Origin of the sequence: Streptomyces sp. cg36 (assembly GCF_041080675.1) — a bacterium.
GTDB lineage: Bacteria > Actinomycetota > Actinomycetes > Streptomycetales > Streptomycetaceae > Streptomyces.
Window position 1 is genome coordinate 1158761 of record NZ_CP163520.1, and the last position, 25941, is coordinate 1184701.

General features: G+C 73.6%; 17 protein-coding genes. 9 read left to right on the top strand and 8 right to left on the bottom strand.

Annotation, left to right across the window (positions count from 1 at the left end):
* Positions 1–7: 7 nt before the first annotated feature.
* Positions 8–1078 (top strand): hypothetical protein, encoded by a 1071-nt coding sequence (locus AB5J87_RS05195; protein WP_369374419.1) that lies wholly within the window; start codon positions 8–10, stop codon positions 1076–1078.
* Positions 1079–1144: 66 nt separating this feature from the next.
* Here AB5J87_RS05195 and AB5J87_RS05200 read toward each other — a convergent pair whose 3' ends face one another.
* The 8 genes from AB5J87_RS05200 to AB5J87_RS05235 form a co-directional block, all read right to left on the bottom strand.
* The gene (locus AB5J87_RS05200; protein WP_369374421.1) at positions 1145–2599 is read right to left on the bottom strand and encodes a glyceraldehyde-3-phosphate dehydrogenase; all 1455 of its coding nucleotides are present in this window, start codon (positions 2597–2599) and stop codon (positions 1145–1147) included.
* A gap of 169 nt (positions 2600–2768) precedes the next feature.
* Complete coding sequence (ccrA, locus tag AB5J87_RS05205) at positions 2769–3995, bottom strand: crotonyl-CoA carboxylase/reductase (protein ID WP_369374423.1); 1227 nt, start codon at positions 3993–3995, stop codon at positions 2769–2771.
* Positions 3996–4073: 78 nt separating this feature from the next.
* Positions 4074–8123 carry a type I polyketide synthase gene (locus AB5J87_RS05210; protein ID WP_369374425.1) on the bottom strand — a complete coding sequence of 1350 codons (4050 nt, stop codon included), beginning with the start codon at positions 8121–8123 and terminating at the stop codon, positions 4074–4076.
* A gap of 198 nt (positions 8124–8321) precedes the next feature.
* On the bottom strand, positions 8322–9068 hold the full coding sequence (locus AB5J87_RS05215; RefSeq protein ID WP_369374427.1) for a hypothetical protein: 747 nt from the start codon (positions 9066–9068) through the stop codon (positions 8322–8324).
* 279 nt (positions 9069–9347) lie between these two features.
* A complete protein-coding gene (locus tag AB5J87_RS05220) occupies positions 9348–10148 on the bottom strand; it encodes a cyclase family protein (protein WP_369374429.1) in 801 nt (266 codons plus the stop codon).
* A gap of 6 nt (positions 10149–10154) precedes the next feature.
* The gene (locus AB5J87_RS05225; protein ID WP_369374431.1) at positions 10155–11708 is read right to left on the bottom strand and encodes an AMP-binding protein; all 1554 of its coding nucleotides are present in this window, start codon (positions 11706–11708) and stop codon (positions 10155–10157) included.
* Complete coding sequence (locus tag AB5J87_RS05230; protein ID WP_369374433.1) at positions 11705–12943, bottom strand: thiolase family protein; 1239 nt, start codon at positions 12941–12943, stop codon at positions 11705–11707. Before AB5J87_RS05230 ends, AB5J87_RS05225 begins: the two co-directional genes overlap by 4 nt.
* The gene (locus AB5J87_RS05235) at positions 12940–13938 is read right to left on the bottom strand and encodes a fumarylacetoacetate hydrolase family protein (RefSeq protein WP_369374435.1); all 999 of its coding nucleotides are present in this window, start codon (positions 13936–13938) and stop codon (positions 12940–12942) included. The genes AB5J87_RS05230 and AB5J87_RS05235 overlap by 4 nt, the downstream gene beginning before the upstream one ends.
* Positions 13939–14158: 220 nt before the next feature.
* Between AB5J87_RS05235 and AB5J87_RS05240 the strand changes: the two genes are divergently transcribed.
* From AB5J87_RS05240 to asnB, 8 genes are all read left to right on the top strand, one after another.
* A complete protein-coding gene (locus tag AB5J87_RS05240; protein ID WP_369374437.1) occupies positions 14159–14776 on the top strand; it encodes a TetR/AcrR family transcriptional regulator in 618 nt (205 codons plus the stop codon).
* Between the two features lie 143 nt (positions 14777–14919).
* Positions 14920–16215, top strand: a complete 1296-nt coding sequence (locus AB5J87_RS05245) for a hypothetical protein (protein ID WP_369374439.1) — start codon at positions 14920–14922, stop codon at positions 16213–16215.
* 741 nt (positions 16216–16956) lie between these two features.
* Positions 16957–18435 (top strand): sugar transferase, encoded by a 1479-nt coding sequence (locus tag AB5J87_RS05250; protein WP_369374441.1) that lies wholly within the window; start codon positions 16957–16959, stop codon positions 18433–18435.
* Positions 18436–18517: 82 nt separating this feature from the next.
* On the top strand, positions 18518–19834 hold the full coding sequence (locus tag AB5J87_RS05255) for a nucleotide sugar dehydrogenase (protein ID WP_369374443.1): 1317 nt from the start codon (positions 18518–18520) through the stop codon (positions 19832–19834).
* The gene (locus AB5J87_RS05260; protein WP_369374445.1) at positions 19824–21089 is read left to right on the top strand and encodes a glycosyltransferase family 4 protein; all 1266 of its coding nucleotides are present in this window, start codon (positions 19824–19826) and stop codon (positions 21087–21089) included. The genes AB5J87_RS05255 and AB5J87_RS05260 overlap by 11 nt, the downstream gene beginning before the upstream one ends.
* Positions 21086–22453: a Wzz/FepE/Etk N-terminal domain-containing protein gene (locus tag AB5J87_RS05265; protein WP_369374447.1), complete on the top strand. Its 1368-nt coding sequence runs from the start codon at positions 21086–21088 to the stop codon at positions 22451–22453. The genes AB5J87_RS05260 and AB5J87_RS05265 overlap by 4 nt, the downstream gene beginning before the upstream one ends.
* Complete coding sequence (locus AB5J87_RS05270; RefSeq protein WP_369374449.1) at positions 22450–24003, top strand: Wzz/FepE/Etk N-terminal domain-containing protein; 1554 nt, start codon at positions 22450–22452, stop codon at positions 24001–24003. Before AB5J87_RS05265 ends, AB5J87_RS05270 begins: the two co-directional genes overlap by 4 nt.
* A 3-nt stretch (positions 24004–24006) precedes the next feature.
* Positions 24007–25941 (top strand): asparagine synthase (glutamine-hydrolyzing), encoded by a 1935-nt coding sequence (gene asnB, locus AB5J87_RS05275; RefSeq protein ID WP_369374451.1) that lies wholly within the window; start codon positions 24007–24009, stop codon positions 25939–25941.

Sequence of the window (25941 nt, forward strand, 5' to 3'; positions counted from 1 at the left end):
CATGTCAATGGGGACACAATCGACCGGTCTCCCGCCATTGGACGAGCGGGCCGTCGCCGTCTTCGAGTACGTGCTCTCGCAGGGGAGCCTCAAGCGGCCGGCCGGGGCGCCGGGGCTCCCCGGGCTGAGCGGGGAGGAGGTCGAGGCGGCCTGCCGCACCCTGCTGCGGCTCCGGCTGCTGAGACCGGCTCCGGGCAGACCGGAGGAGCTGATACCGGTCAGCCCGGACGCCGCCGCGGCGGAGGCGCTCGGTCCGGTGGAGTCGCACTTGGCGCGGGCCGCCGCCGAGGCCCAGTCGGTACGCGACGAACTGCACTCCCTGATGCCCCTCTACCGGGCCGCCCGGCGCGCCCGGGACCACCGCGAGGGCATGGACCTGCTGCCCGACCTGGCCGCCGCGTCCGCGATGCTCACCGAGGAGTCGGCCCGCTGCCGCGAGGAGGTGTTCAGCGTCCAGCCCGGCGGCGGGCGCTCCCCGCACCGGCTCGGGGACGCCCTCGACCGGGATCTGGCGATGCTGCGGCGCGGGGTGCGGATGCGCACCCTGTACCAGCACTCGGCCCGGGCCAGCCTGGCCACCCAGGGATATGTGGAGACGCTGACCGAGGCGGGCGCGCAGTACCGTACGGCGGCCGAACTGCCGGACCGGGCCGTGGTGTTCGACCGGTCGGTGGCGTTCCTGCCCCGGCGCGCCGACGGCGGCTCGGGCGAGGGCGCGGTACTGGTCCGCGACCCCGATGTGGTGGCCTATCTGTGCCGCGTCTTCGACCAGCGCTGGTCGGCGGCGACACCGTTCCGGGGCGGCGGCGGTGCCGCGTACAAGGAGGTGGGGCAGAGCCTGCGGCGGGCGCTGGCCGGGCTGCTGGCCGAGGGCGCCAAGGACGAGGTGATCGCCCGGCGCATGGGGATGTCGCTGCGCACCTGTCGGCGCCACATCGCGGAGCTGCTGGAGGAGCTGGGCGCCGAGAGCCGCTTCCAGGGCGGCGCGCTCGCCGAGCGGGCCGGGCTGACCGAGCCGGAGGAGGGCACGCGGGCGCCGGACGGCGCCGGGGGCGGCCCGGTGGACCAGAGCCCCTGAACGGCGGACGCCCGGCCCGGTGCCCGCGCGAGGCGGGGCACCGGGCCGGGCGGACGTGCGCCGGGATCAGACCGAGTGGGCCACCGGAGCCGGGTAGGTCGGGTACTCCACCCCGGAGACGTGCTGCACGACCCGGATGACCTGGCACGAGTAGCCGAACTCGTTGTCGTACCAGAGGTAGAGGATCGCGTTGTCGCCGTCGACCTTGGTGGCGCCCGCGTCGACGATCGAGGCGTGGCGCGAGCCGATGAAGTCGCTGGAGACGGCGTCGGGGGCGTTGGTGAAGTCGATCTGGCGCTTCAGCGGCGAGGTCAGCGACACCTCGCGCAGGTAGTCCAGCACCTCCTCGCGGTCGGCCTCGCGGCCGAGGCGCAGGCTGAGGATCGCGATCGAGACGTCCGGGACCGGGACGCGGATCGAGCTGCCCGTGATGGGCGCCTTCAGCTCCGGCAGCGCCTTGGCGACGGCCGAGGCGGCACCGGTCTCCGTGATCACCATGTTGAGCGGCGCGGAGCGGCCTCGGCGGTCGGAGCTGTGGTAGTTGTCCAGCAGGTTCTGGTCGTTGGTGAACGAGTGGACGGTCTCCACGTGGCCGCGGAGCACGCCGTACTCGTCCGCCATCGCCTTCAGCGGCGGGACGATCGCGTTGGTGGTGCAGGAGGCGCAGGACAGGATCTTCTCGTCCGGCTTGATCATGTCGTGGTTGACGCCGTGCACGATGTTGGGCACGTCGCCCTTGCCGGGCGCGGTCAGGACGACCTTGTCGATGCCGGGGCGCAGGTGCTTGGAGAGGCCCGCGCGGTCGCGCCACTTGCCGGTGTTGTCGATCAGGATGGCGTTGTTGATGCCGTACGCCGTGTAGTCGACCTCGGACGGGTCGTTGGCGTAGATCACCTTGATCTCGTTGCCGTTGGCGAGGATGGTGCTGCGCTCCTCGTCGACGGTGATGGTGCCCTGGAACTGGCCGTGGATCGAGTCGCGGCGCAGCAGCGAGGCGCGCTTGACGATGTCCTGGTCGCCGCCCTGGCGGACGACGATGGCGCGCAGCCGCAGTCCGTTGCCGGAGCCGGCCTTCTCGATGAGCAGCCGGGCGACGAGGCGGCCGATGCGGCCGAAGCCGTACAGGACGACGTCGCGGGGCTCGCAGCGCTCCACCTTGTTCTCACCGGTGGCGCCGACGACGGCACCCGCGGTGAACTCCTCCACCGACAGACCGCGGTCGTCGGCCTTGTAGGTGGCGGCGAGCATGCCGATGTCGATCTGCGAAGGGCCGAGGTCGAGCGTCGTGAGGGCCTTCAGGAACGGCAGCGTCTCGGTGACCGAGAGCTCCTCACCGTCGATCTGCCGGGCGAATCGGTGGGTCTTGAGGATGCTGACCACCGACTTGTTCACCAGGGAGCGGCTGTGGAGGAGGACGGTGACGTCCCGCTCCCGGTGCAGCTTCCCGATGATCGGGATCATCGACTCCGCAATCTCCTCGCGGTTCTTCCAGTTAGTGAACGAGTCGTCATTGACAGTCACAGGCGTATCTTTCGAGCTAGGCGGCGCTCAGATGGTAACCCCCCGGTGTGATGATCGCTCAAGGGGGGACCCCCGTACCGCCCGGATCATCACCCGGGGGACCCGTACGGACGCGGAGCGTGACCGAGTCCGCGCCGACGGGTCCCCGGGCCTGCCGGTGCCGAGCCGGTCAGCCGGTGACGTGGTTGACGCGGACCGCCATGTTTCCCGACGGGTGCCTGTTCTCGTACATGAGCTGGTGGGCGAGGCCCGTGTCCGCGAAGTCACCGGTCCACGACAGGCACGGGTCGAGCTTGCCGCTCGCGGCGAGCTCGATCACCTGGCGGCACTGGCGGATGTTCGCGAAGTGCGAGCCCTGCAGCCGCTTCTGACGCATCCACAGGAACCGCAGGTCCACATCGCCGTTGTAGCCGCTGGTGCCGCCGCAGATGACCACCATGCCCGCCGTGTCGCACAGGTACATCGAGGTGGGGATGGTGTTCTGCCCGCTGTGCTCCAGCACGATCCGCGGGGCCCGGCGCTCGCCGAGTATCTCCCAGAACCGCGCCCCGAACGCCCGCGCGCCCTGCAGCCACTTGCCCATGGCCGCGCCGTCGGTGGTGTCCGGGAGCCTGCCCCAGTGGTCGAAGTCGTTGCGGTTGATGTACCCCTCGGCGCCGAGCTCCAGGCAGTGCTTGCCGCGCTCCTCGTCGGAGACCACCGCGATCGGCACACCGCCCCGGATGCGGGTGATCTGGATCGCCATCGAGCCGAGGCCGCCCGCGCCGCCCCAGACCAGCACCGGGTCGCCGGGCTCCACGGTGTGCGGCGCCCAGCCGCACAGCTGGCGGTAGGCGGTCGCCCCGGTCAGCAGGAAGCACGCGGCCTCCTCCCAGCCGAGGTTGGCGGGCTTGGGGTGGCACTGGTAGTCGTCGACCAGCGCGTACTGCGCGAACGAGCCGTAGTTGGTCTCGTACCCCCAGGCGTTCTGGGTGGCCGAGGTCATCGGGTCGGCGCCCATCCGGATGTCCTCGGCCCGCTCGTCCCAGGTGCACCCCGAGAGCATCACCTCGTCGCCGACCTTCACCGAGGTGACGCCCGCGCCGACGGCCCACACGATCCCGGAGCCCTCGGAGCCGCCGATGTGGAAGTCCTCGGTCGCCCCCGCCTTCTTGCGGCCGGCGATCACGTCGTACGGGTAGCCGAGCGAGGCCCATACGTTGTTGTAGTTGATGCCCGCGGCCATCACGTACACGAGCACCTGACCGCGGCCCACCGGGGGCACGTCGACGACCTCCATGGCGAAGCCCTGCTCCGGCGGACCGTAGCGCTCCGGACGGATGACCGACGCGTGCATCCGTGCGGGCACCTCGCCGAGCGGGGGCAACTGGCCGATGTCGTACAGGTCCTTCGTCAACTCTTCCTCCACCTTGTGTTTCTGAGTGTGTGTCATGCGTGCGCCGGGCGGGCCGTCCCCCGTCGGTCGACTCCGCCGCTACGCCGTGACGTCCGCCGTGAGCTCCCGGGCCAGGGAAGCGGTCGTCGTCTCCCGCGCCAGCCGGGTCGGGGCGAGCGTGACGCCCAGCTCCCGCTCCAGCCGCTTGCGCAGCTCGGTGGCCATGAGCGAGTCCATGCCGAGCTGGCTGAAGCGCTTGTTCACATCGAGCCTGGCGACGCGCATCTTGAGCACCGCCGCGACGTGCTCCGCCACGCGGTCGGCGACGGGCCGGTCGGCGGACGGCGAGCCGTCGGCGGGCACGCCCACCGCATCGGTGGGGGCGGCCACCACGGGTGCGGCGACGGCCACTTGGACCGGAGCCGCGACCGGAGCCGGTGCCGGCGCTGGTACCGGTGCCGCTGCTCGTACGGTGAGGGGGGCCGCCGTCACCGCCGCCGCGGCGCCACCGGCCGTCCCCGTCGAGATCCGCAGGCTCCCCCGCAGTTCGACGACGAAGCCGCTGCCCGGATCGGTCAGGCGCAGTTCACCGGTGAGCTCGATGCCGTTGTCCGCGCCGAGCCGCGCGGCCGGTTCCGGCTGCCGGGCGGGCGCGGTGTCCGTCGTCCCGTTCTGCGCGTTCGGCATCTCGTTCTCCGCGCCCGGTGTCTCGTGCTCCGCGCCCTGCGTGGTGTCCACCGCCGCTCCGGCCCGGCGCATCCGCATCCCGCGCGCCTCGGCCACCAGGGCGCCGGCCTCGTCGAGCAGGGCCATGTCCAGGAGGAGCAGCCCGTCAGGGGTGGCCTCCGCGATGCGGCAGTGGCTCCACATCACGTCCGACTGGCCGCCGCGCACGGTGACTTCGGCGATGTGCTCGGTCAGGTACGCCAGGTCCGGCAGCAGGGCCAGGGCCGGCTGGGAGGCGGCGGCCAGGAGCGCCGGATGGACGGGGTGGGCCGGGTGCGGCGCGAGCGTGTCCGGGCGGCGAAGCCGGCCGATCGCCTCGCCGGGCCCGAGCCACAGTTCGTCCAGGACCGGGAAGAGCTCCTTGACGACGGCCGTCCGGGCGTAGAAGACGGCCGGGTCGAGGCGTTCGGAGCAGCGCTCAAGGGTGCGGGCCACGGGCTCGCGTACGGCGGGGGCGAGGCCGGGCAGCACTGCCGCGGTGCCGGTGGCGTGCTCGCTCTCCACGCCGTCCGCCTTCCCGGTGACCCGGAAGCCCAGGCGCTCCCCGCTCTCGTCGGGCGTGAGGGTGACGGTCATGACGGGCGCGGATCCGGCCCGTACGGCCAGCGCGTCCTTGACCGTGACCTCGCTCAGCACCACCGCGCCACCGTCCGCGCGCTCCAGGGCCGCGAGGCGGGCGGCCTCCGCGAACGCGGGTCCGTGCAGCAGCGCGGGGCCCTGCGCCGGGGCGTCGGCCAGGAAGGGCGAGCCGGGGTCGTCCAGGCGGAAGTCATGGACGCTCGCCAGCGCCTCCAGGTCCTCCACCCAGTAGCTCTCGCGCTGCCAGGGGTAGGACGGCAGGGGCACGCAACGACCGCCCCCGTAGAGCCCGTTCCAGTCCACCGGCGCGCCCGTCTCGTAGAGGCGGCCGAGGTGGGTCAGCAGGGTCTCGCGCTCGGGTTCGTCGCGTACGAGGGAGGCGATGGCGGAGCCGGGCAGCGCGGCCTCGGCCAGCGAGTCCTGCACCGCGCCCGACAGGATCGGGTGCGGGCTGATCTCCACGAACACCGTGTCGGCTTCGAGCGCGGTGCTGAGGACGGCCTCGTGGAAGTGGACCCGGCCGCGGATGTTGCGGGTCCAGTACGCGGCGTCGAGCCCGGCGCCGTCCATCAGCTCGCCGGTGACCGTGGAGCGCAGCGGTACGGTGCCGGGGCGCGGGGTGAGGTGGGCCAGTTCGGCGGCGAGTTCGTCGAGCAGGGGGTCCATCTGGGCGCAGTGCGAGGCGGCTTCGGCCCTCATCACCCGGCAGAAGACGTCCCGGGCGTCCAGTTCGGCCTTGATCTTCTCGATGCCCTCGACCTCACCGGCGAGGACGGTGGTGCGCGGCCCGTTGCTGGCCGCGACCGAGACGTCGACGGCGAGGTCGGCGATGAGCCGTTCGGCGTCGGCGGCGCTCAGCGCGGCCACCGACATGGTGCCGCGCCCGGCGACCCGGTCGCGGATCAGCCGCGCGCGGCGGCACACCACGGCCGCCGCGTCGGCCAGGTCGAGGGCGCCCGCCACGCAGGCGGCGGCGGACTCGCCCATGCTGTGGCCGATGACCACGTCCGGCTCCACGCCCCAGGCGCGCCAGGTCTCGGCGAGCGCGACCTGGATCGCCCAGAGCACGGGGTGCACGACGGCGACGGTCTCGCCGACCAGGTCGCTGCCGTCGGTGAGCCGGTCGACGACCGACCAGCCCGTCTCACCGCGCACGGCCTCGTCGCAGCGGGCCAGGGCGGCGCTGAAGGCGGGTGAGGACTCCATCAGCCCGCGGCCCATGCCGATCCACTGGGAGCCGTGGCCGGAGAAGACGAACGCGATCCGGGGGCGGCCCGCGCGGCCGGTGGCGCGGTCCTCGGCCAGCGCCTCGCGCAGCCGCCCGGCGAGTGCGTCCGCGTCGCCGCCGGTCACGGCGATCCGGCAGTCGTGGTGCGGGCGGCGCACGGCGGCGGTGTGGCAGAGGTCCGCGACCGGGTCCGCGCGGCCCGCGCCGCCGGGCTCCAGGTGGGCGGCGACGTCCGCGATCCGCTGCCGCAGCGCCTCGGGCGAGGCGGCGGAGAGCGCGAGGAGGTGTCCGGGGCCGTGCTCCGCGGGCTCGGGGCCCCGGACGCCGCCGGTGTGCTCCCCGGCCTCGGCGAGCACGATGTGCACGTTCGTGCCGGAGACCCCGAACCCGCTGACCCCGGCGGTCAGTTCGCGGCCCTCGGCCGCCAGCGGTACGGCGGCCCGGTGCGGGACGTCCAGGCCCGCGCCGTCCCAGTCGACGGCCGGGGTGCGCTCGGTGAGGTGGAGGCTGCGCGGAACCGTACGGTGCTGGAGGGCCAGGACGGTCTTGATGAGGCCGAGGACTCCGGCGGCGGCGCCGGTGTGGCCGAGGTTGCTCTTCACGGAGCCGACCAGCAGGGGCGCGCCGGTGCGCCGGCCGTCCAGGGCGGCGGCGATCGCGCCGAGCTCCACGGGGTCGCCCGCGCGGGTGCCGGTGCCGTGTGCCTCGATGTAGTCCACCTCGGCCAGGTCGAGGCCCGCGTGCTCGTAGGCGAGTTCGAGCATCTGGCGCTGGCCGCCGAGGGCCGGGTTCATCATGGTGTCGCTGCCGGCGCCGTCGTTGTTCATGGCCCAGCCCCGGATCACCGCGCGCACCGGGTCGCCGTCGGCGAGGGCCCGGTCCAGTGGCTTGAGCAGGACCACGCCGACGCCCTCGCTGAAGACGAAGCCGTCGGCGGCGGCGTCACCGAACTTGCAGTTGTCGGCGAACACGTCGGCGTCCACGAACCCGTGGTTCTCGGTGTTGGCGAGCAGCAGCTGGGAGCCGCCCGCGACGGCCAGCGTGGACTCGCCGCTGCGCAGGCTCTGGCAGGCGAGCGCGATGGCGGTCAGCGAGGAGGAGCAGGCGGTGTCGACGGAGAGGCCGGGGCCGGTGGCGCCGAGCGCGAACTGGACGCGGCCGGTGGTGGTGGAGCGGGATCCGGCGCCGAGGGAGGCGTGGATGTCGGGGGCGCCGAGGGCCTGCTGGAGGTCCCAGTAGTGGACGTTGGTGGTGCCGACGTAGACCCCGGTGCGGGTGCCCGCGAGGTCGGCGGCGTTCTGCCCGGCGTCGTCGAGCGCCTCCCAGACGGTCTCCATGAAGAGGCGCTGCTGCGGGTCCATGCCCGCCGCTTCCCGGGGCGAGATGCTGAAGTACTCGGCGTCGAACCGGTCCACGTCCTTGAGGAGTCCCGCGCGCACGCGCGCGCCGGGGATCTCGTACGGCCGCCCGAAGCGGACCGCCGGGACGTCCTCGACCGAGCAGACCTCGTCGGTCAGGAGCCGCCAGAAGGCGTCCGGACCGTCGGCGCCGGGGACGCGGCAGGCGATTCCGACGATCGCGATCGGTGCAGGCGGCACCGGGCTGTGTTGACCCATGGTGTACGTGGCTTCCTTCGGTCGGGCGGTTCGCGCGGCGGTCGACCGCACGGGATCGTCCTTCGACTCTGGCAATTCCGCCCGGGAATGTTCAACGCCCCGTCAGCTAATTGCCAGGGCGTTCGGAAATACCGGTCGTGGATGACAGGTTGCTGCCTCAGTCCGCACTTCATGTGATGTGCGCGAAACACCGGCGACCTAAGTGAGAAACAAGCCCATGCTGGATGCCAGGACTCCGGCCTGAAAACGGGAGCGGGCGTCCAGAAGGCGCATGATGTCGGCGACCCGGCGGCGATAGGTGCGCACCGACATCTCCAGTTCGCGGGCGGCGGCCTCATCCGTGCAGCCGTCGCTCAGCAGCTTCAGTATCCGGATCCCGGAGTCGCGGCCGAGGCATTCCTGGAGGCGCTGGAACTTCGCCAGCGGGGCGGCCCGCTGCCAGGCGGTCAGCATGATGTCGTCGAGCGCCCGCACCACTCCGGGCGCGCGGACGAGGGACGCCTCGGGGCCGGTGGCCGCGCCCGGCGACCGCACCAGCGCCACCCGCCGGTCGACGACCACGGCGGCGTGCCGCACCCCGGCGGCGGCCAGGCGGATCTCGACGCTCTCGGGGGGTGCGCCGAACCGGGCCGGGCGCAGCTCGCCGGCCATGTCCGGGTCGGCGAGGATCCGCACCCGCGGCCCTTCGCCGGCGCGTCCGGCGAGGGTGCCGAGCGCCCTGCCGACCACGGAAACCGCGTCCGCCGCGGGGGGAACGAGGAAATGGACGGAACTCTCCGCCTGTTCCACCAGGGCGTCCAGCGTATTGGCCGCAGTATTCCTGTCGTCGATTACCGCGACGGTCGAATCCTCCAGTGCCCGGATCTGCACTTCGTTCACCACGGATTCGATCAGCGGCCGCATCTGCGACAGCACCTGATCACAGAGAATGCCGGGATTAGGCATGCGCACCACCCTACCGATAAGTAACACTACAATTCGTGTCCACGCACAGTCAATGCGTGACCGGTGGGCGACAGTTGACATTCGGCCAGCCGAAAGACGTCGCCGCGGGTGACGCGGCCCACACGGGTGGCGGCGGTGAATCCGGTCCGCTTTACGGTTACCGCCGGGAACCCCGTGCATTCCCGGCACCGGCGCTCCCCGGACCCCGGCCGCAACGCACCGCGGTCCCGGGCGGCCGGGCCGTCCGGGACTGCGGGGATCTGACGCTTTTTGCGTGCGTTACTCGGCCACGAACGCCACCGCCCGCGCGGGCGCCGCGCTCGTACCGGTCAGCTTCAGCGGGAAGAAGCCCACCATGAAGCCGGTCGGCGGCAGCGCGGCCAGGTTCACCAGCTGCTGGACGATCAGCGCCTCCTTGCCCTGGATGGCGTAGTGGCCGTCCCAGATGTGCGCCGGGTCCCCGGTCTCCTCGAACGCCCGGCGCATCGCGGGGATCGGCCGGTCCCAGCCGATGGCGTCCGTGCCCAGCACGGTGGCGCCCCGGCCGGTGAGGTAGCGGGTGCCCTCGCCCGACATGCCGGGGTAGGCGAAGTACTCGGGCTGCCCCAGCGCATAGCGCTCCTGGCCGGTGCGGATGAGCACCGCGTCGCCCGGCTCGATCTCCCGGCCCGTCGCCTCGACCGCCCGCTCCAGCGCCTTCACCGCGATCGCCGCCCCGGGCTCGGCCCAGGGCCGTACGTCCAGGACCATCCCCGGCCGGTACAGCTCGTCCAGGGTGAAGTCGCTGATCGTGCGCGACGGGCGGCCCTCGCAGAGCCGGCCGCTGTGCAGCGGCGCGTCCACGTGCGTACCGCAGTGGGTGCTGATCTCGTGCATGACCTCGCCCGCCGGTCCCTCGCGGCCGGGCAGGTCGTCGGGGTCGCAGCCGAAGGACGCGACCATGAACGCGCGCCCCCAGACGTCGTGCGGGTGGTAGTCGATGCGCGGCGCCACCACCAGCGCCAGCTCGGACATGTCGGGCGGCAGGAGGTCGAGGTCGCGGGGGTCCAGGGGGGAGGTCAGGTCGACGATGCGGCTCATCTCAGCTCAGCCTCTCTCACGTTCGGCGTCCGGGACCGGGCGGATCGGCCCCGTCAGTTCGGTCTTGAGCACCTTTCCGTAGGAGTTCTTGGGCAGCGCGGGCACGAAGCGGTACGCGCGCGGTCGCTTGAACCGGCCCAGCTCGCCCAGGCAGTGGCCCTCCAGCTCGGCGGCGGTGACCGGGCAGCCGTCCACCGCCACCACGAAGGCGACCGGGAGTTCGCCCCACTCGGGGTCGGGGGCGCCCACCACCGCGGCCTCGGCGACCGCCGGATGGCGCAGCAGCGCCTCCTCCACCTCGCGCGGATAGATGTTGGAGCCCCCGGCGATGATCAGGTCCTTGGCCCGGTCGACCAGGGTGAGGTAGCCGTCGACGTCGAACCGGCCCAGGTCACCGGTGTGCAGCCAACCGCCGCGCAGGGCGCGGGCGGTGGCCCCGGGATCGTTCCAGTAGCCCGCCATCACCGTCTCGCCCCGCACCGTCACCTCGCCGGTGGTGCCGGGCGGCACCGGTACGCCGTCCGCGTCCACGATCCGCACCTCCACGCCGGTGCGCACCCGGCCCACGCTCGCCAGACGCCGTCCCAGCGCCTCGTCGTACGTGCCCGTGTGGTCCTCGGGGCGCAGATGGGTGATGGTGGCGGGCGTCTCGCCCTGGCCGTACCCCTGCCAGAGGCGCTCGGCCCCGAACCGGGCGACGGCCGCGCGCAGATCGGCCGTGTACATGGGCGCGCCGCCGTACAGGACGTGGTGGACCCGGTCGAGCAGCCCGTCCGGCAGCAGCGCCGGGTCCAGGAGGCGGCGCAGCATCGTGGGGACCGCGAAGAACACCGCGGGCCCGAACGCGCGCAGCGCCTCGTCGAGGGTGTGCGCGTCCACCACGCCGTCGCGGGGGAACACCTGGGGCCGCCCCCGGGCGACCGTGGCCAGCCCGAAGAGCCCGCCCGCGTGCGACAGGGGCGCGATGTGCAGGAAGGCGGCGTCGATGCCGGGCCCGATGTCGGTGAGGGCGCACTCGGTGGCCGCCGCCACATTGCGGTGGGTGAGGGTGGCGCCCTTGGGGCGGCCGGTGGTGCCGCTCGTGTAGAACAGCCAGGCGGGGTCGCCGGGCCGCACCTCGGCGGGCGGCCCGGCCGGGACCTGCCCGGCGCGGCGCACCAGCGTCTCCACGGTGGTCAGCACCGTGGCCCCGAGCCCCTGTTCGCGCAGCGCGCCCGCCAGTTCGCCGGTGGCCACGCACACCCGGGCCCCGCAGTCGTCGATCTGCTGGGCGAACTCCTTGGGGTGCAGCTGGGCGTTCATCGGCGTGGCCACCAGCCCGGCCCACCACACCCCGAACAGGACCTCCGGGTAGTACGGCGTGTTGCGCATCGCCAGCGCCACCCGGTCGCCCGGAGCCAGCCCGTAGGTGTGCCGCAGCGCGGCGCCCACCGCCCGGGCGCGCCCGGCCAGCTGCCGGTAGTCGCGCAGGACGGCGGCGCCCTCGCAGACCGCCGGGGCGTCCGGCCGCGCCCCGGCCGTGCGGTGCAGCAGGGCGGCGATGTTCGCGGAACCGGTCATCGGTGCCTCCCCCGCGGCGCCTCCAGGACGAGTACGGCGGCAGCCGCCTCCTCGAAGCCCAGGAACCCGCCGCCGTTCTCCGCGAGCCCGATCCGGGCGTCCGGCACCTGCCGGGCGCCCGCCTCGCCGCGCAGCTGCGCGACCAGCTCGCCCACCTGCCCGATGCCGGTGGCGCCGACGGGGTGGCCGTTGCACTCCAGGCCGCCGGAGGTGTTCACCGGGAGCCGCCCGCCGAGCGCCGTCTCGCCGCGCTCGGCGGCGAGCGCGCCCTCGCCGGGCCCCACCAGCCGCAGCGCTTCGAGCTGGAGGACCTCTCCGACGGCGGTGGCGTCGTGCACTTCCGCGAGCGAGACGTCCCCGGGTCCGAGGCCCGCCCGCTCGTAGGCGCTGTCCGAGGCGCGCCGGGTGATCTGCCGTGCCTCGTCGCCCAGTTCGCGCCCGGTGCCGGAGGCGACCACGCTCGCCCGGATCCGTACGGCGCGGCGCGCGCCGAGCCGGCGCACCGCCGACGCCGAGCACACCAGGGCCGCCGCGGCGCCGTCTCCGATGGGCGCGCACATGGGGAGCGTCAGCGGGGCCGCGATCTCGCGCGCGGCCAGCACCTGCTCGACGGTGAGCGGATCGCGGTGGGTGGCGCGGGGGTTGAGCGCGGCGTGCCGCCGGTTCTTGACGGTGACGGCGGCGAGCCGCGCCGGGGTGCACTCGGGGTGGCGCCGCCGGTGGTCGGCGGCGAGCGCCGCGTACACGTCCATGAACACCGACCGCAGCCCGGGCGGGGCGGCGGCGGCCCCGGCGGCCTCCCGCAGCGCCTTGAGTTCGGCCTCCCAGCGGGCGACGTCGAGGCCCCCGTGGAACGCCTCGCGGGTGCGCTCCGCGTCGGCCCCGTACATCTTCTCGGCGCCCAGGGCGAGCGCCACGTCCATCTCGCCCGCGCGGACCGCCGTGGCCGCGAGGTGGACGGCGGTGGCACCGGAGGCGCAGGCGTTCTCCACGTTGAAGACCGGCACCCCGTCCAGCCCGCTCCCCCGCAAGGCCACCTGACCTCGTATCAGATGCTGTCCCTCCAGGGCCCCTTGGGTGGCGTTGGCGAAGAACACCCCGTCGATGGCGGACGGCCGCGCGCCCCCGTCGGCCAGGCACAGCGTCAGCGCCTCGGCCGCGAGCGCGCCGACCCCGAGCTCCGGGAACCTGCCGTACGGGGTGCGGCCCACGGCCAGGACGTATGCCTCGCTCATGCGCGGTCGGCGGCGGGCGCGGGGATGCGCACGGTGTTGCGCAGCACGCCGATCCGGTCGACCTCCAGCTCCACCACGTCCCCGTCCTTGAGGGAGCGGGCCAGGTCGAAGCCGGTGCCGGAGGGGACGGTGCCGGAGCCGATGACGTCTCCCGCGTGCACCGCCCGGTCCCGGCTGAGCTGGACGATCGCGTCCTCGAAGCTGTGGTGCATCCCGTCGGTGGCGCCGCGCGACCACTCCTCGCCGTTGACCCGGGCGGTCATGGTCAGGGCGTACGGGTCGGTCAGCTCGTCCCGGGTGACGATGCACGGGCCCAGCGTGTTGGACCCGGCGAAGTCCTTGCCCTCGCACGGCCCGACACCGGCCCGCATCAACTGGACCTGGAGGTCGCGCGCGCTCCAGTCGTTGAAGACGGTGTAGCCGAAGACGTGCTCCCCCGCCGCGCCCGGCTTCACCTCCCGGCCGCCGCGGCCCACCACGGCCGCGAACTCCAGCTCGTAGTCGAGCTCCTGCGCCCCGGCCGGTGCCGTGATCACGTCCTCGGGGCCGCTGACCGAGAGGTGGTCGGCCGTGTAGTACATGACCCGCTCGCGGAAGAGCGGGTTGAGGTCGAACCGGCCGCTCGCCATCAAGCGCTCGAACTCGCCCTCGGGGTCCTCGGAGGCCGCCGCCTGGCGGCGGGCCAACTCACGTAATCCGGACTCCAGATGGGCGATGAACAGGCCGCAGTCCCGCAGCCGGGCCGGGCGGGGCAGGGGCGCCCGCAGCCGCACGGCGTCACGGGTGAGCAGGCTGTGGCCGGGGCGGCGCGCACACAGCTCGCGGGCCCGGTCGAGGCCGCGCTCGCCGGAGTCGATCAGGGCGCGCATCGAGTCGAAGGCCGTGTCGTCGGGGTCGGCCGAGTTGAGGTCGAGCACAGTGGCGTCGCCGTCCAGCAGCGCGCCGACGCACTGCCGTCCGGGCGTCGACTTCCGTTCGAAGGTGACCAGGCGCATGACGTCTCCCCATCGTGACGAGGTGTGGGCCGAAGCAGCGCGGTGCGCGGTGGCCGAGGCGCACCGGGGTGGCCATCCAGCCAAAACTGGACGCCCGTCCAATCGTTGGACGTCCGACATAGACCGTCAAGGGCCCGGACATGATCGGTGTTTCCGGCCACCCGCGCCCCGACGGCCGTACGCCCTGGGGCGGTTGGGTGCCGTGTGGAAGAATCCCCGTATGGCCGGTCGACGTGAGGAGTCCGCGCGGGAGAGCCGCCGCCGTCTGCTGGAGGCGGCCACCGAGCTGGTCGCCCGGGCGGGCCCGCGCGCCGCGTCCGTGCAGGCGGTGGCCGACCGGGCGGGCATCAGCCGGGGCTCGGTCGCCTGGCACTTCGGCTCCAAGGACGGGCTGATCGTCGAGGTCATCGAGCAGGCGTTCGGTGCGGCGGAGGAGGAGTACCGCCGACGGCTGCCCGCGTCCGGCCCGCTCTCCTTCGGCCTGCTCGTGGACGCGCACCTGGCGGTGATGGACGCGCCCTGCGGCCGGGTGTTCGCGACGGTGCTGCCCGAGGTGCTGCGCGACGCGGGGCCGCTGCGGGACGCCTACGTCCGGGGGTACGAGCAGACCCGCCGGGTCTGGGTCGGCTATCTGGAGCGGATCGCGGCGGCGGCCCCGGGCCTGCCGGACGCCAAGAGCCTGGCGTCGATCGTGTTCGGCAGCGGCATCGGTGTGCACACCCTGCACCACCTCGACGGCCTGGTGGACCGCGAGGGGGCGTTCGCCGCCCTCAAGCAGCTGTTCGCCCTGGCGACGGCCCGGGCGGGCGCGGAGCCGGGGGGCGCGGCCGGGGCGTGAGGCGGGGCGTGGAGCCGGGGGCGGGGCCGGTGCCGGGAGGTCCGGCCGCCGCCGTTTGACCGGTCCGGCCGCAGGCATGATAGTTGCACACTGAACGGATGTGGCGCCCGAACCGCTCGGGGCATCCGCAGGGGTGGGGAAGCATGCAGGCCAAGGGGCAGGAGAAGAGCTCGGCGCGCCCGGAGCCGGAAGCCGGGACGCCGCCGCAGGCGGACACCGGGGTGCGGGCCGGGGCCGACGCCGAGACGGCGGCGGAGGCGCCCTCCGCGACCGGGGCGGCCTCTGCGGCACAGGCGGTCTCCGTGGCTGAAGCGGGCTCCGCCGACGAGGCGGTCTCCGCCGCCGGCACACCCTCCGCGACAGGGGCGCTCGCCACTGCCCACGTGGCCCCTGCGGCCCGCGCGGCCTCCGCCGCCGATGCCGTCTCCGCCGCTGAAGCGGCCTCCCCTGCCGAGGCCGCGGCTCTGGCCTGGGCCGCCACCGAGGTTGCCGCCCAGGCGGTCTCCGCCGCCGACGCGGCCCCCGCCACCGAGGCCGAGGCCCTGGCACGGGCCGCCTCCGAGGCGGAGGAGCTGCTGCGCGACGGACGGCTGACCGAGGCCCGGCGGCGCACCGAGCGCGCGCTCTTCACCCACGGCCCCCACCCCCGCCTCTACGCCGTGCTGGGCCGGGCCCACGCCGCCGAGGGTGACGACGGCCACGACGAGCGCGCCGAGGCGGCCTTCCGGGACGGTCTGGACGCCTTCCCGCAGGACGTCGGGCTGCTCTCCGCGTACGCCGACCTGTGCCTCGGCGCCGACCCCCTGGAGCAGCCCGACCGCCGTCGCCGGGTCCCCGAACTGGTCGCGCGGATAAGCCGGTTGGCCCCGGGTTCGCCCCAGGCCCGGCATGCCGAGCGGTGCGCCGGGGACGAGGCCGTACCCACCGCGGCCCAGATGCAGCGGCACGACGCCCGGCTGCTCCTGAAGCTCTCCCCCACCGCGCGCACGGCCGCGGCCCGGGCCCGCCGGCAGGCCGCCGCACGGCCCGGGGACGAGCGCCTCGCGGTGCTCGCCGAGACCCTTGAGGCGCTGGCCCGGCCGGGCCGGGCCGCGCTGCGCCCCCTGATCGCCCACCCCCGGGCGGGCGCGCCGGTGGTCCTGGCCGGGTACGCGGCCGTCCTCCTCGCCGTGGCCGCGCTCCACCTGCCCGGCTGGTCCGGATGCGCCGCCGCGCTCCCCCTCGTGCCGCCGCTCGCCCTGCACCGGGTGCTGCGCGGCGCCCGGCGGCGGGCCGCCTCGCGCCCGGCGCACACCCCCGCCGAGGCACCCCGGGACCCGTCGTTCCCGGTGCTGCCGCCCGTACCCGCGCACACCCGCCGCGAGCGGGTCGCCGGGGTGCTCGCGTTGGTCGCGGCGGTGGCGGTGGCGGGTTCCGTGATGTGGTCGCGGGTCCGGTAGCTGAACCAGCTTCGCCGAAGGTCGGACGCGTTCGGGCATCGACGGCCCGCGGTGAGACATCGACCGATCGGACGGGGTCCGCGCTCCCGACCCCAGCCGTACTTCTCCGCACCTCCTCCCCCATCCTTCACACGCCGCCCCGGCGCGCGCTCCGGGGCGCCCGATCGGGGACGCTCACTTTTGGCCATGCCGTCGGGCACCGATGTGATCAACTCACGCCCACGTCAGGCTGATTGGATCACTCCGCTTAGCTGGGGCATCGCTGGTCACACCCCCTGCGCAGGGGTGATCAACAGCCGATCGATCCCGTCTCAAAGCTGAGCACAAATTGCACACATCCCCTCTACATACGGCGTTCGATGGTCTAGAGTCCGAGCCCAGCCGCTCAGCTACGAGGCAACCAGAGAACGATCTACAGATCCGGCGCCGGGTACAGCCGCAAGTCGCGTCCCGGCGCAGGACGTGAGGAAGTGATCAATTCCTGGAGCCCGAAGGCGGGCCCGGGTGCGGGGAGCACCCGAGGTCGCGCCGGGTTCCCCGCACTTCGACCATCCGACCGGTGCCCGCGGAGCCGCTGCCACCTGGCCGGATCGTTCAACTAGCACTGAATAGCCGGGATGTGACGCGCGGGGGGCGTGCACGTCCCGAGGGAGAAACCGGGCGGGGGGCGGGGGCCTCCCGAAGGGGGGAGGAACAGTGTTGGGCGAACACGTGGAACAACCGGCGACCTGGGGGGGTCCCGTGCAACAGGGAGGAGTGGCCAGCCCGTTTCCACCGACGCGAAGACCGCCTGCGAACGGCACGCTCGGCCAGTCCGCGAACGACTGGGAACAGCGCTACCGCCGGGCCGTGATCACCAGCGACACCCTGGCCACCGCCTTGGTCGTCCTGTCGATCGGCAACTTCTTCGGGGCCCGCGACGCCGCCAACTGGCATGAGAAGTGGGGCATCCTCACCTTCGGCACCGAACTGCTGGTGCTGGCGACCCTGACGGTGAGCCGGGCGTGGGCGCCCGCCGTACTCGGCCAGGGCGCCGAGGAGTTCCGCCGGCTCGGCCGCGCGCTGTTCACCGCGGCCGTCGTGCTGGCGCTCGGCGGGATCGCCCTGACCTCGCGCAACATCAAGCTCTGGATCTTCGTCGCGATCCCCGCGATCGGGCTCACCACGATGACCGCGCGCTACCTCCTGCGGCTGCGGCTGCACCGGCAGCGCAAGGAGGGCCACTGCCTGCGCCCGGTCCTCGCCGCCGGAAGCCCGGCCACCGTACGCGACCTGATCACCCGCACCCGCAAGTTCCCGCACCTCGGCTGGCGGGTGGACGCCGTGTGCACCACGGACGGCCCCCGGCTCGACGGCGAGGAGCTGGACGGTGTGCCGGTCGTCGGCCAACTGGCCGACGTCGCGGGCCACGTCCGCCGCGACCGCTACCGGGTCGTGGCGGTCACCCCGGACCCGCACTGGTCACCGGACCGGCTCCAGCGGCTGGCCTGGAACCTGGAGGGCAGCGACGCCGAGATGGTCGTGGCACCCGTGCTGATGGAGGTGGCGGGCCCCCGGCTGCACGTGGACGCGGTGCTCGGGATCCCGCTGCTGCGGGTCAGCATGCCGACGTTCACCGGTGGCCGCCGGGCGGTCAAGGGGGTCGTCGACCGGCTGGGCTCCGCGCTCCTGATCGTGCTGTTCGCGCCGCTGATGCTGCTCGTGGGGCTGCTGGTGCTGGCGGACAGCCGGGGCGGCGCGTTCTACCGCCAGCGCCGAGTGGGCAAGGACGGGCGGGAGTTCACCATCCTCAAGTTCCGCACCATGGTCGCGGGAGCCGACCGGGCGCGCGCCGAGCTGGCCGACCTCAACGAGGGCGCCGGTCTGCTGTTCAAGCTCCGCCGCGACCCCCGGGTGACCCGGGTGGGGGCGGTGCTGCGCCGGTACTCGATCGACGAGCTCCCGCAGCTGTTCAACGTACTGACCGGGTCGATGTCGCTCGTCGGCCCGCGCCCCCCGCTGCCGGAGGAGTCCGCCGCGTACGGCCCGGACATCCGGCGGCGGCTGCTGGTCAAGCCCGGCCTCACCGGTCTGTGGCAGATCAGCGGACGCAGCGACCTGCCGTGGGAGGAGGCGGTCCGCCTCGACCTGCGGTACGTGGAGGACTGGTCGCTCGCCCTGGACACGGTGATCCTGTGGAAGACACTGCGTGCGGTGCTCTACGGGCAGGGGGCCTACTGATGCGCGGGGGACGGCGGTTCACCGGTCCCGTGAACGTGTGGAGCGCAGGCCGCCGGGGTCTGCCCGGGGGGAGGGACGGGTCATGAGAATCAGCGTTTTCGGGCTCGGCTACGTGGGCTGTGTGTCGGCCGCGTGCCTGGCCAGCATGGGGCACGAGGTCATCGGGGTGGACGTCAACCAGGTCAAGGTCGACCTGGTCAACGACGGCAAGGCACCGGTGGTCGAGGAGCGGATCGGCGAGCTCACCGCCGAGGTCGTGCGGAGCGGGGCGCTGCGCGCCACCCGCGACGTGCGCGAGGCGATCCGGGGCAGCGAGGTGTCCCTGATCTGTGTGGGCACCCCGTCGGAGGCCAACGGCAGCCTGTGCACGACCTACTTGGAGCGGGTGACCGAGGAGATCGGTGCCGCGCTGGCCGAGCGCGGCGGACGCCACACCGTGGTGTTCCGCAGCACCATGCTCCCGGGCACCTGTCTCAACCTGCTGGTGCCGATCCTGGAGAAGAGCGTCGGCGGCACGGCCGGGGTGGACTTCGGCGTCGCGGTCAACCCGGAGTTCCTGCGCGAGGGCACCAGCGTCAAGGACTTCTTCGACCCGCCCAAGACCGTCATCGGCGAACTGGACGCGGCCAGCGGCGACGCGGTGCTCGCGCTCTACGAGGGCCTGCCCGGCGAGGTGTTCCGGGTGCCGGTCCCGACGGCCGAGGCCATCAAGTACGCGGACAACGCCTTCCACGGTCTCAAGATCGGCTTCGCCAACGAGCTGGGCGCGGTGTGCCAGGCGCTCGGCGTGGACTCGCACCAGGTGATGGACGTCTTCCTGGCCGACCGCAAGCTGAACATCAGCCCCGCCTATCTGCGGCCCGGCTTCGCCTTCGGCGGCTCCTGCCTGCCCAAGGACCTGCGCAGCCTGGTCCACGCGGCCCGGCGCGCCGATGTCTCCGTCCCCATCCTCGCCCATGTGCTGCCCTCCAACTCCGACCACCTCCAGCGCGCGGTGGACCTGGTGGAGCGCACCGGCAAGCGCCGGGTGGGCCTGTTCGGGCTGTCGTTCAAACCCGGCACCGACGACCTGCGGGAGAGCCCGCTCGTCGAGCTGGCCGAGCGGCTCCACGGCAAGGGGTACGACCTGCGGATCTACGACGCCAATGTGAGCCTGTCCCGGCTGATCGGCGCCAACCGCGAGTACATCGAGACCCGGCTGCCGCACCTCGCGCAGCTGCTCGCGGACTCCGTCGACGACGTACTGGGGCACGCCGAGGTGTGTCTGGTCGGGACCGGGGACCCGGCCGTGCTCTCGGCGCTGCCGCACGGTGACGGCCCGCTGCTGATCGACCTCATCCGCCTTCCCGACGCCGACAGGCGCCGGGCCGAACCTGGGTACGTGGGCCTTGCTTGGTGACGCAATACGTGAGGACCGGCGGAATCGGCGTGCGCTGATTCTGGTGGAGAACCTGTCGGTGCCGTTCGACCGGCGGGTGTGGCAGGAGTGCACGACCCTGCGCGACGCGGGCTGGGAGGTCCACGTCATCTGCCCCCGGGGCAGCAAGCGGGACACGGAGGCGGAGGCGGAGATCGACGGGGTGCGGATCCACCGCTACCCGCTGCGCGCCGCCACCGGCGGACCGGCCGGCTATCTGCGGGAGTACGGCACGGCGCTGTGGCACACGGCCCGGCTGGCCCGCAAGGTCGGCCCGGTCGACGTCGTCCACGCCTGCAACCCGCCGGACCTGCTGTTCCTGCCCGCGCTGTGGCTCAAGCGGCGCGGCGCCCGGTTCGTCTTCGACCAGCACGACCTGGTGCCCGAGCTGTACCTGTCCCGGTTCGACCGGGGCCAGGACCTGCTCTACCGGGGCGTGTGCGCGCTGGAGCGGATGACCTACCGGGCCGCCGACGTCGTGCTCGCCACCAACGAGAGCTACCGGGACGTCGCGGTGCGCCGGGGCGGGCGACGGCCGCAGGACGTCTTCGTGGTCCGCAGCGCGCCCCAGACCGACCGGTTCCAACCGGTGCCGCCCGAGCCGGAGTTGAAGCGCGGCAAACCGCATCTGCTCTGCTACCTCGGTGTCATGGGCCCCCAGGACGGCGTGGACTACGCCCTGCGGGCCCTGGCGAAGCTGCGCGACGAGCGCGGGCGGACCGACTGGCACGCCGTGTTCGTCGGCTCCGGCGACGCCTTCGACGCGATGGTGGAGCTCTCCGGGCGGCTCGGCCTCTCCGACCAGGTGCAGTTCACCGGGCGCATCCCGGACGCCGATCTGGTGCGCTACCTGTCCACCGCCGACGTGTGCCTCTCCCCCGACCCGCGCAACCCGCTCAACAACGTGTCGACCATGAACAAGGTCCTGGAGTACATGGCGATGGGCCGCCCGATCGTCTCGTTCGACCTGCGGGAGGCGCGGGTCTCCGCCGGTGACGCCGCCGTCTACGCGTCCGCCAACGACGAGGCCGAGTTCGCCGGGCTCATCGAGCTGCTCCTGGACGACCCGGACCGGCGGGCCCGGATGGGCAAGACCGGTCAGGAGCGGATCGGCGGCGAGCTCTCCTGGCGGAACTCGCAGACCGCGCTGCTCGCCGCGTACACCGCGGCCTGCGGCGACCGCGCCCCGGTGGCGGCGGGCGGCCGGGCCCGGGCAGGGAAGAGGCCGCGCCGTTGAGCGACGACACCATCCGCCTGGTCACGGTGGGACGGATCCTCCGTCGGCGCTGGAGGCTCCTCGCCGTCCTCACCGTGCTGGGCGCGCTCGTCGGGTACGGCGGCTCGCTGCTGTTCCCGCCCCGCTACACCGCCTCCGTGTCGGTCCTGCTGCCCGGGCAGTGGGAGGAGCGCGAGCTCCTGACCCAGGCGGAGATCGCCACCAGCTCGGCGGTGGTGGACCGCGCCGCCGCCACGCTCGGCTGGTCCGGCGTCAGCGGCGCCGAACTGCGCTCCCATGTGAGCGCCAAGGCCGCCGACGGCAACATCCTCAAGATCTCCGGCACCGCCGACAACCCGGGAAGCTCGCAGCGGCTCGCCGACCAGGTGGCCCAGCAGTTCGTCTCGTTCGCCGCCCGGCTCGCGGGCGACAGCAGCGAACCGGACACCGCGGCCGGGCCCGATTCCCTGCGCCAGCAGGTGGAGCAGACCAACCGCCGCATCACCGAGCTGGCCAACGCGGCCGACCCCGGCCGGACCGTGGAGAGCGTGCAGGCCCGCACCGAACTCGAAAAACTGCGCACCGCGCTGCAAGAGGCCATGAAGAAACTGGACCAGGTGAACCCGGCGAGCAGCAAGGCCGGGATGGTCGTCATGGGGCCCGCGCCCCGGCCGACCAGCGAGGCCCCACCCACCCGCACCCAACTCCTCGTCGGCGGCGCGCTGCTGTTCCTGCTGCTCGGGATCATCGGTCATCTGACCGCCGCGCGGATGAACCGGCGGCTGCGCTCCGAAGGGGAGATCACCACCGCGCTGGGCTCGGCGCTGCTGGGCGCCGTCGACGTGCTCGACGAGCGGTCCGCGCCCCGGCCGGAGAGCCACGGCCGCCGGGCCGTGCTGCGCCGGCTGCTCGGCACCGACACCCGGTGGGACCTGCCCAGCCCCCGGCTCTCCGGCGACGAGGCGGGCAGACAGATCCGCTACCGGCGGGTGTGCGACCGCCTGCGGGAGCGACTGCCCGCGCCCCGGCGGCTGCTGGTCGTCGTCCCCGACGGCGACGAGACCGCCCGCCGGGCGGCGGCGGAGCTGGTCGCCGAGGCGAAGAACGGCCCTCTGCTGCGGGTGGTGGACGTCACCGTGTCCCAGCCTCTGGTGCCGGACCGCGACACCGAGTCCGGTGCCGTGGTCGTGCTCAGCCCCGGCAGCTGGACCGCGGACGAGCTCGCCGGTGTCGCGGAGGCGTGCGCCGACGCGGGGCACGAGGTCGTCGGCGTCGTCGTCGCCACCACGGTCCGGGCCCGTCCGGCGCGGTCGCCCGGCCGGTCGCCGGACGACAGCGCTCCGGCGCTCGCGGTTCCCGGCCACGCGCAGGGGGGGAACGGGTGACGACCGACAGCACTGCACAGACGTCGGCCGCGGCTCCGCTGATCGATCTTCAGCCCCTGGTGGTGGCCGTCCGCAGGCGCCGCCGCCTGTGGGCCACCATGGCGCTGCTCGGTCTGCTGATCGGCGCGGCCATGACCGTCCTCATGCCCCCGCCGCCGACCGCGGTGACCAAGGTGCTCGTCACCCATCAGGAGGACCAGCCCAACGACCCCGGAACGCTGATCCGTACGGATGTCGCGCTGCTGGGCACCACCCGGATCGCCGAAGAGGCCCTGCGGGCCCTCAAGTCCCCCGACAGACCGGAGGACTTCATCGGCCAGTACCACGGCGCCGGGCTGACCAACAACCTGATGCAGATCACCGTGACCGGCGACAGCGACGCACAGGCGGTGGCCCGGGCCAAGGCGCTGGCCGACGCGTTCGTCGCGGACCACGTGAAGCGCATGCGGGACACCGCCAACGCCGAGGCGCAGGCCCTGCTCGACCAGCGCGACCGGATGCGCACCGAGCTCGCCCAGGTCAACAAGTCAATCGGGTCCCGCACCCCGGGCAGCGACCCGAAGGCGTCGGCGAACATCGAGACGCTCTTCGCCCGCCGCGCCGAACTCACCGCGCGGATCACCGACTTCGACGAGCGCGCCGCCGAGGCGCGGACCGGCACGCCCAAGCTCATCGCCGGAACGCAGATCGTGGACGCCCCGCGCGTGGTGCGGCACTCCGTGTCCAAGTCCGCGCTCACCAGCGCCGTGATCGGCCTCGTCCTGGGGCTCGTCCTCGGGCTGGTGGTGGCCTCGGTCGGCGCGGTGGTGGCGGACCGGCCCGTGCTGCGCCGGGACATCGCGGCCCATCTGGGCGCCTCGGTCATCTCCGAGCTGCCCGCGTCCTCGCGGCTCGGCCGGCTGTGGCAGCGCCGCCGGACCCGGGCGGCCCGCGAACGGCTCACCACGACACTGGCCCGTACCGTGCGCGGCTCCTCGGAACCGCTGTCGCTGCTGGAACTGGGCTGCGCCCGCAGCACCGGCGCCATCGCCCTGGCCCTGGCCGAGGCGCTGGCGGCGGACGGACCGGTGGCGATCGTGGACGGGCTGCCCGGGCTGCCGCTCGCCGACAGCGCCGGGCCGGGGGGCCCGACCGTGGTCAGCGGGGAGCGCGCCCGGGGCGGCTCGCCCGAGGAGCGCCGGTTCGGCGTCGGTTCGGTGGCGCCCGGCGCGACCTGGATCGACCTTCCCCACCTCGGCGCCCGGACCGTGCTGGTCGTACGGGCCGGGCACGGCAGTGCCGCCTGGCTGCACACCGTGGCGCGGCAACTGGCCGAGCTGGGCGTGCCGGTGATCGGTGTGGTGCTCATCGACCCCGATCCGCGCGACCGGACCGACGGCACGCTGTGGGACGGGCCGCCCACGGCGCCGCGCGGCCACAACGGGCAGGCCCGGCAGAACGAGGGGGCCGCCTCCCACCCCGTCCAGGCGGTGGGGGAAGGCCGGCGGCGGACGGAGCGGCTGCCCCGATGGGCCGCGCGGGTCCCGGACAGCGACCAGGAGGCGCGGTAGATCATGTGTGGCATCGCAGGCACGTACCGGTGGCCGGACGGGAAGGCCGTCACCGACCGGCTCACCGACACCCTCGCCCATCGCGGGCCGGACGGCGCGGGCCGCTACGGCCATCCCGCGGGGGACGGCGAAGTACAGCTGGGCCACCGTCGGCTGGCCATCATCGACCTGTCCGAGACGGGCGCCCAGCCGATGGTCTCGGGCGGTCTCGTCCTCACGTACAACGGCGAGCTCTACAACGCGCCCCAGCTGCGGGCCGAGCTGGCCGCCGCCGGGGTGCGCTTCCGCGGCACCTCCGACACCGAGGTGCTGCTGGAAGCCTGGCGGCGCTGGGGCACGGACTGTCTGCCCCGGCTGCGCGGCATGTTCGCGTTCGCGGTCTTCGACGAGCGGACCGGTGAACTGGTGCTGGCCCGCGACCAGCTCGGCATCAAGCCGCTGTTCCTGCTGCGGCGCGGCGAGGGGCTGGTGTTCGCCTCCGAGCTGAAGGCGCTGGCCGCCGTCACCGGCGGATCGCTCCAGGTGGACCCGGCGGCGCTGGTGGCCTCTCTCCTGTACTACTGGGTGCCGGACTCGCGCTGCGCCTTTCGCGAGGCGGAGAAGCTGCCGCCGGGGAGCTGGCTGCGGATGCGGCCCGACGGCCGGGTGGAGCGCGGGAAGTACTGGAACCTGAAGGACGTCGCCGCCGAGGGCCGGGAACGGGCCCGCAGCGGCGAGCGGCCGGACCTGGCCGCCGTCGTCGAGGAGTCGACCCGGCGGCACCTGCTCTCCGACGTCCCCGTGGCCACGTTCCTCTCCGGCGGTCTCGACTCCAGCTATCTGACCGCGCTGGCGGCCCGCCACCAGCCCGGGATCTCCGCCTACACGATCGGGTTCCGCGCCGAGGACGCCAAGTTCGAGGCGATGCCGGACGATCTGCGCTACGCCCGGCAGGTGGCCGAGCGGTTCGGCGTCGACCTGCACGAGATCGAGATCGCGCCGAACGTGCTCGACCTGCTGCCCCGGATGACGTACCACCTGGACGAGCCGATCGGCGACCCGGCCGCGATCAACACGTATCTGATCTGCTCGGCCGCCCGGGAGGCCGGGGTCAAGGTGCTGCTCTCGGGGATGGGCGCCGACGAGCTGTTCGCGGGGTACCGCAAGCACCTGGCCAATCTGCTGGCGCTGCGCTACCAGCGCGTGCCCCGGCCGCTGCGGCGCGGGGTGTTCGCGGCCGTGGACCGGCTGCCGGTCGCCACCGCCCGCCGGGGGTTCCGGTCGGTGCGGTTCGCCAAGCGGTTCCTCTCCTTCGCCGAGCTGCCGGAGGAGACCGCGTTCCGGCGCAGCTACACCATGTACGACCAGGACGAGCTGCTCGCCCTGATCGATCCGGACCTGGCCGGGACGGTCGACGACGTCCTGACCGAGCACGCGGACGTCTACGGGGACAACGACCTCGACGACTTCGTCAACCGCATGTGCCTGGGCGACGCCCGGATGTTCCTGCCGGGGCTGAACCTGGCGTACACCGACCGCTCCAGCATGGCCGCCTCCACCGAGGTGCGGGTGCCGTACGTGGACGTCGACGTGGTCCGGGCGGCGTTCGCCGTGCCCGGCGACCGCAAGATCGTGGGCCGGCAGGGCAAGGCTGTCCTGAAGGAGGCCGCCACCTCGGTCCTGCCCCGCGAGATCGTGTACCGGCCCAAGGGCTTGTTCAGCGCCCCGCTGCGCGCCTGGATGAGCCGGGACCTCGCGCCGCTGGTGCGCGAGGTCATCAACGACGGCGAACTCGTCCGCTCCGGGTTCCTGCGCCGTGACGCGCTGGCGCGGCTGGTGGCCGAGGACGCTGCCGGGCAGCGGGACTTCTCCAAACATCTGTGGCACGTGCTGACCCTGGAGTACTGGTATCGCGGCGCGACCTCCGGGTCCGGCCAGCACTCCCCCGTGACGGCGTAG

Bases quoted from the DNA above. Each gene is read 5' to 3' on its own strand.
- AB5J87_RS05195 (WP_369374419.1), top strand. From the start codon at position 8: ATGGGGACACAATCGACCGGTCTCCCGCCATTGGACGAGCGGGCCGTC.
- AB5J87_RS05210 (WP_369374425.1), bottom strand. From the start codon at position 8,123: ATGGGTCAACACAGCCCGGTGCCGCCTGCACCGATCGCGATCGTCGGA.
- AB5J87_RS05215 (WP_369374427.1), bottom strand. From the start codon at position 9,068: ATGCCTAATCCCGGCATTCTCTGTGATCAGGTGCTGTCGCAGATGCGG.
- AB5J87_RS05220 (WP_369374429.1), bottom strand. From the start codon at position 10,148: ATGAGCCGCATCGTCGACCTGACCTCCCCCCTGGACCCCCGCGACCTC.
- AB5J87_RS05225 (WP_369374431.1), bottom strand. From the start codon at position 11,708: ATGACCGGTTCCGCGAACATCGCCGCCCTGCTGCACCGCACGGCCGGG.
- AB5J87_RS05230 (WP_369374433.1), bottom strand. From the start codon at position 12,943: ATGAGCGAGGCATACGTCCTGGCCGTGGGCCGCACCCCGTACGGCAGG.
- AB5J87_RS05235 (WP_369374435.1), bottom strand. From the start codon at position 13,938: ATGCGCCTGGTCACCTTCGAACGGAAGTCGACGCCCGGACGGCAGTGC.
- AB5J87_RS05240 (WP_369374437.1), top strand. From the start codon at position 14,159: ATGGCCGGTCGACGTGAGGAGTCCGCGCGGGAGAGCCGCCGCCGTCTG.
- AB5J87_RS05245 (WP_369374439.1), top strand. From the start codon at position 14,920: ATGCAGGCCAAGGGGCAGGAGAAGAGCTCGGCGCGCCCGGAGCCGGAA.
- AB5J87_RS05255 (WP_369374443.1), top strand. From the start codon at position 18,518: ATGAGAATCAGCGTTTTCGGGCTCGGCTACGTGGGCTGTGTGTCGGCC.
- asnB (WP_369374451.1), top strand. From the start codon at position 24,007: ATGTGTGGCATCGCAGGCACGTACCGGTGGCCGGACGGGAAGGCCGTC.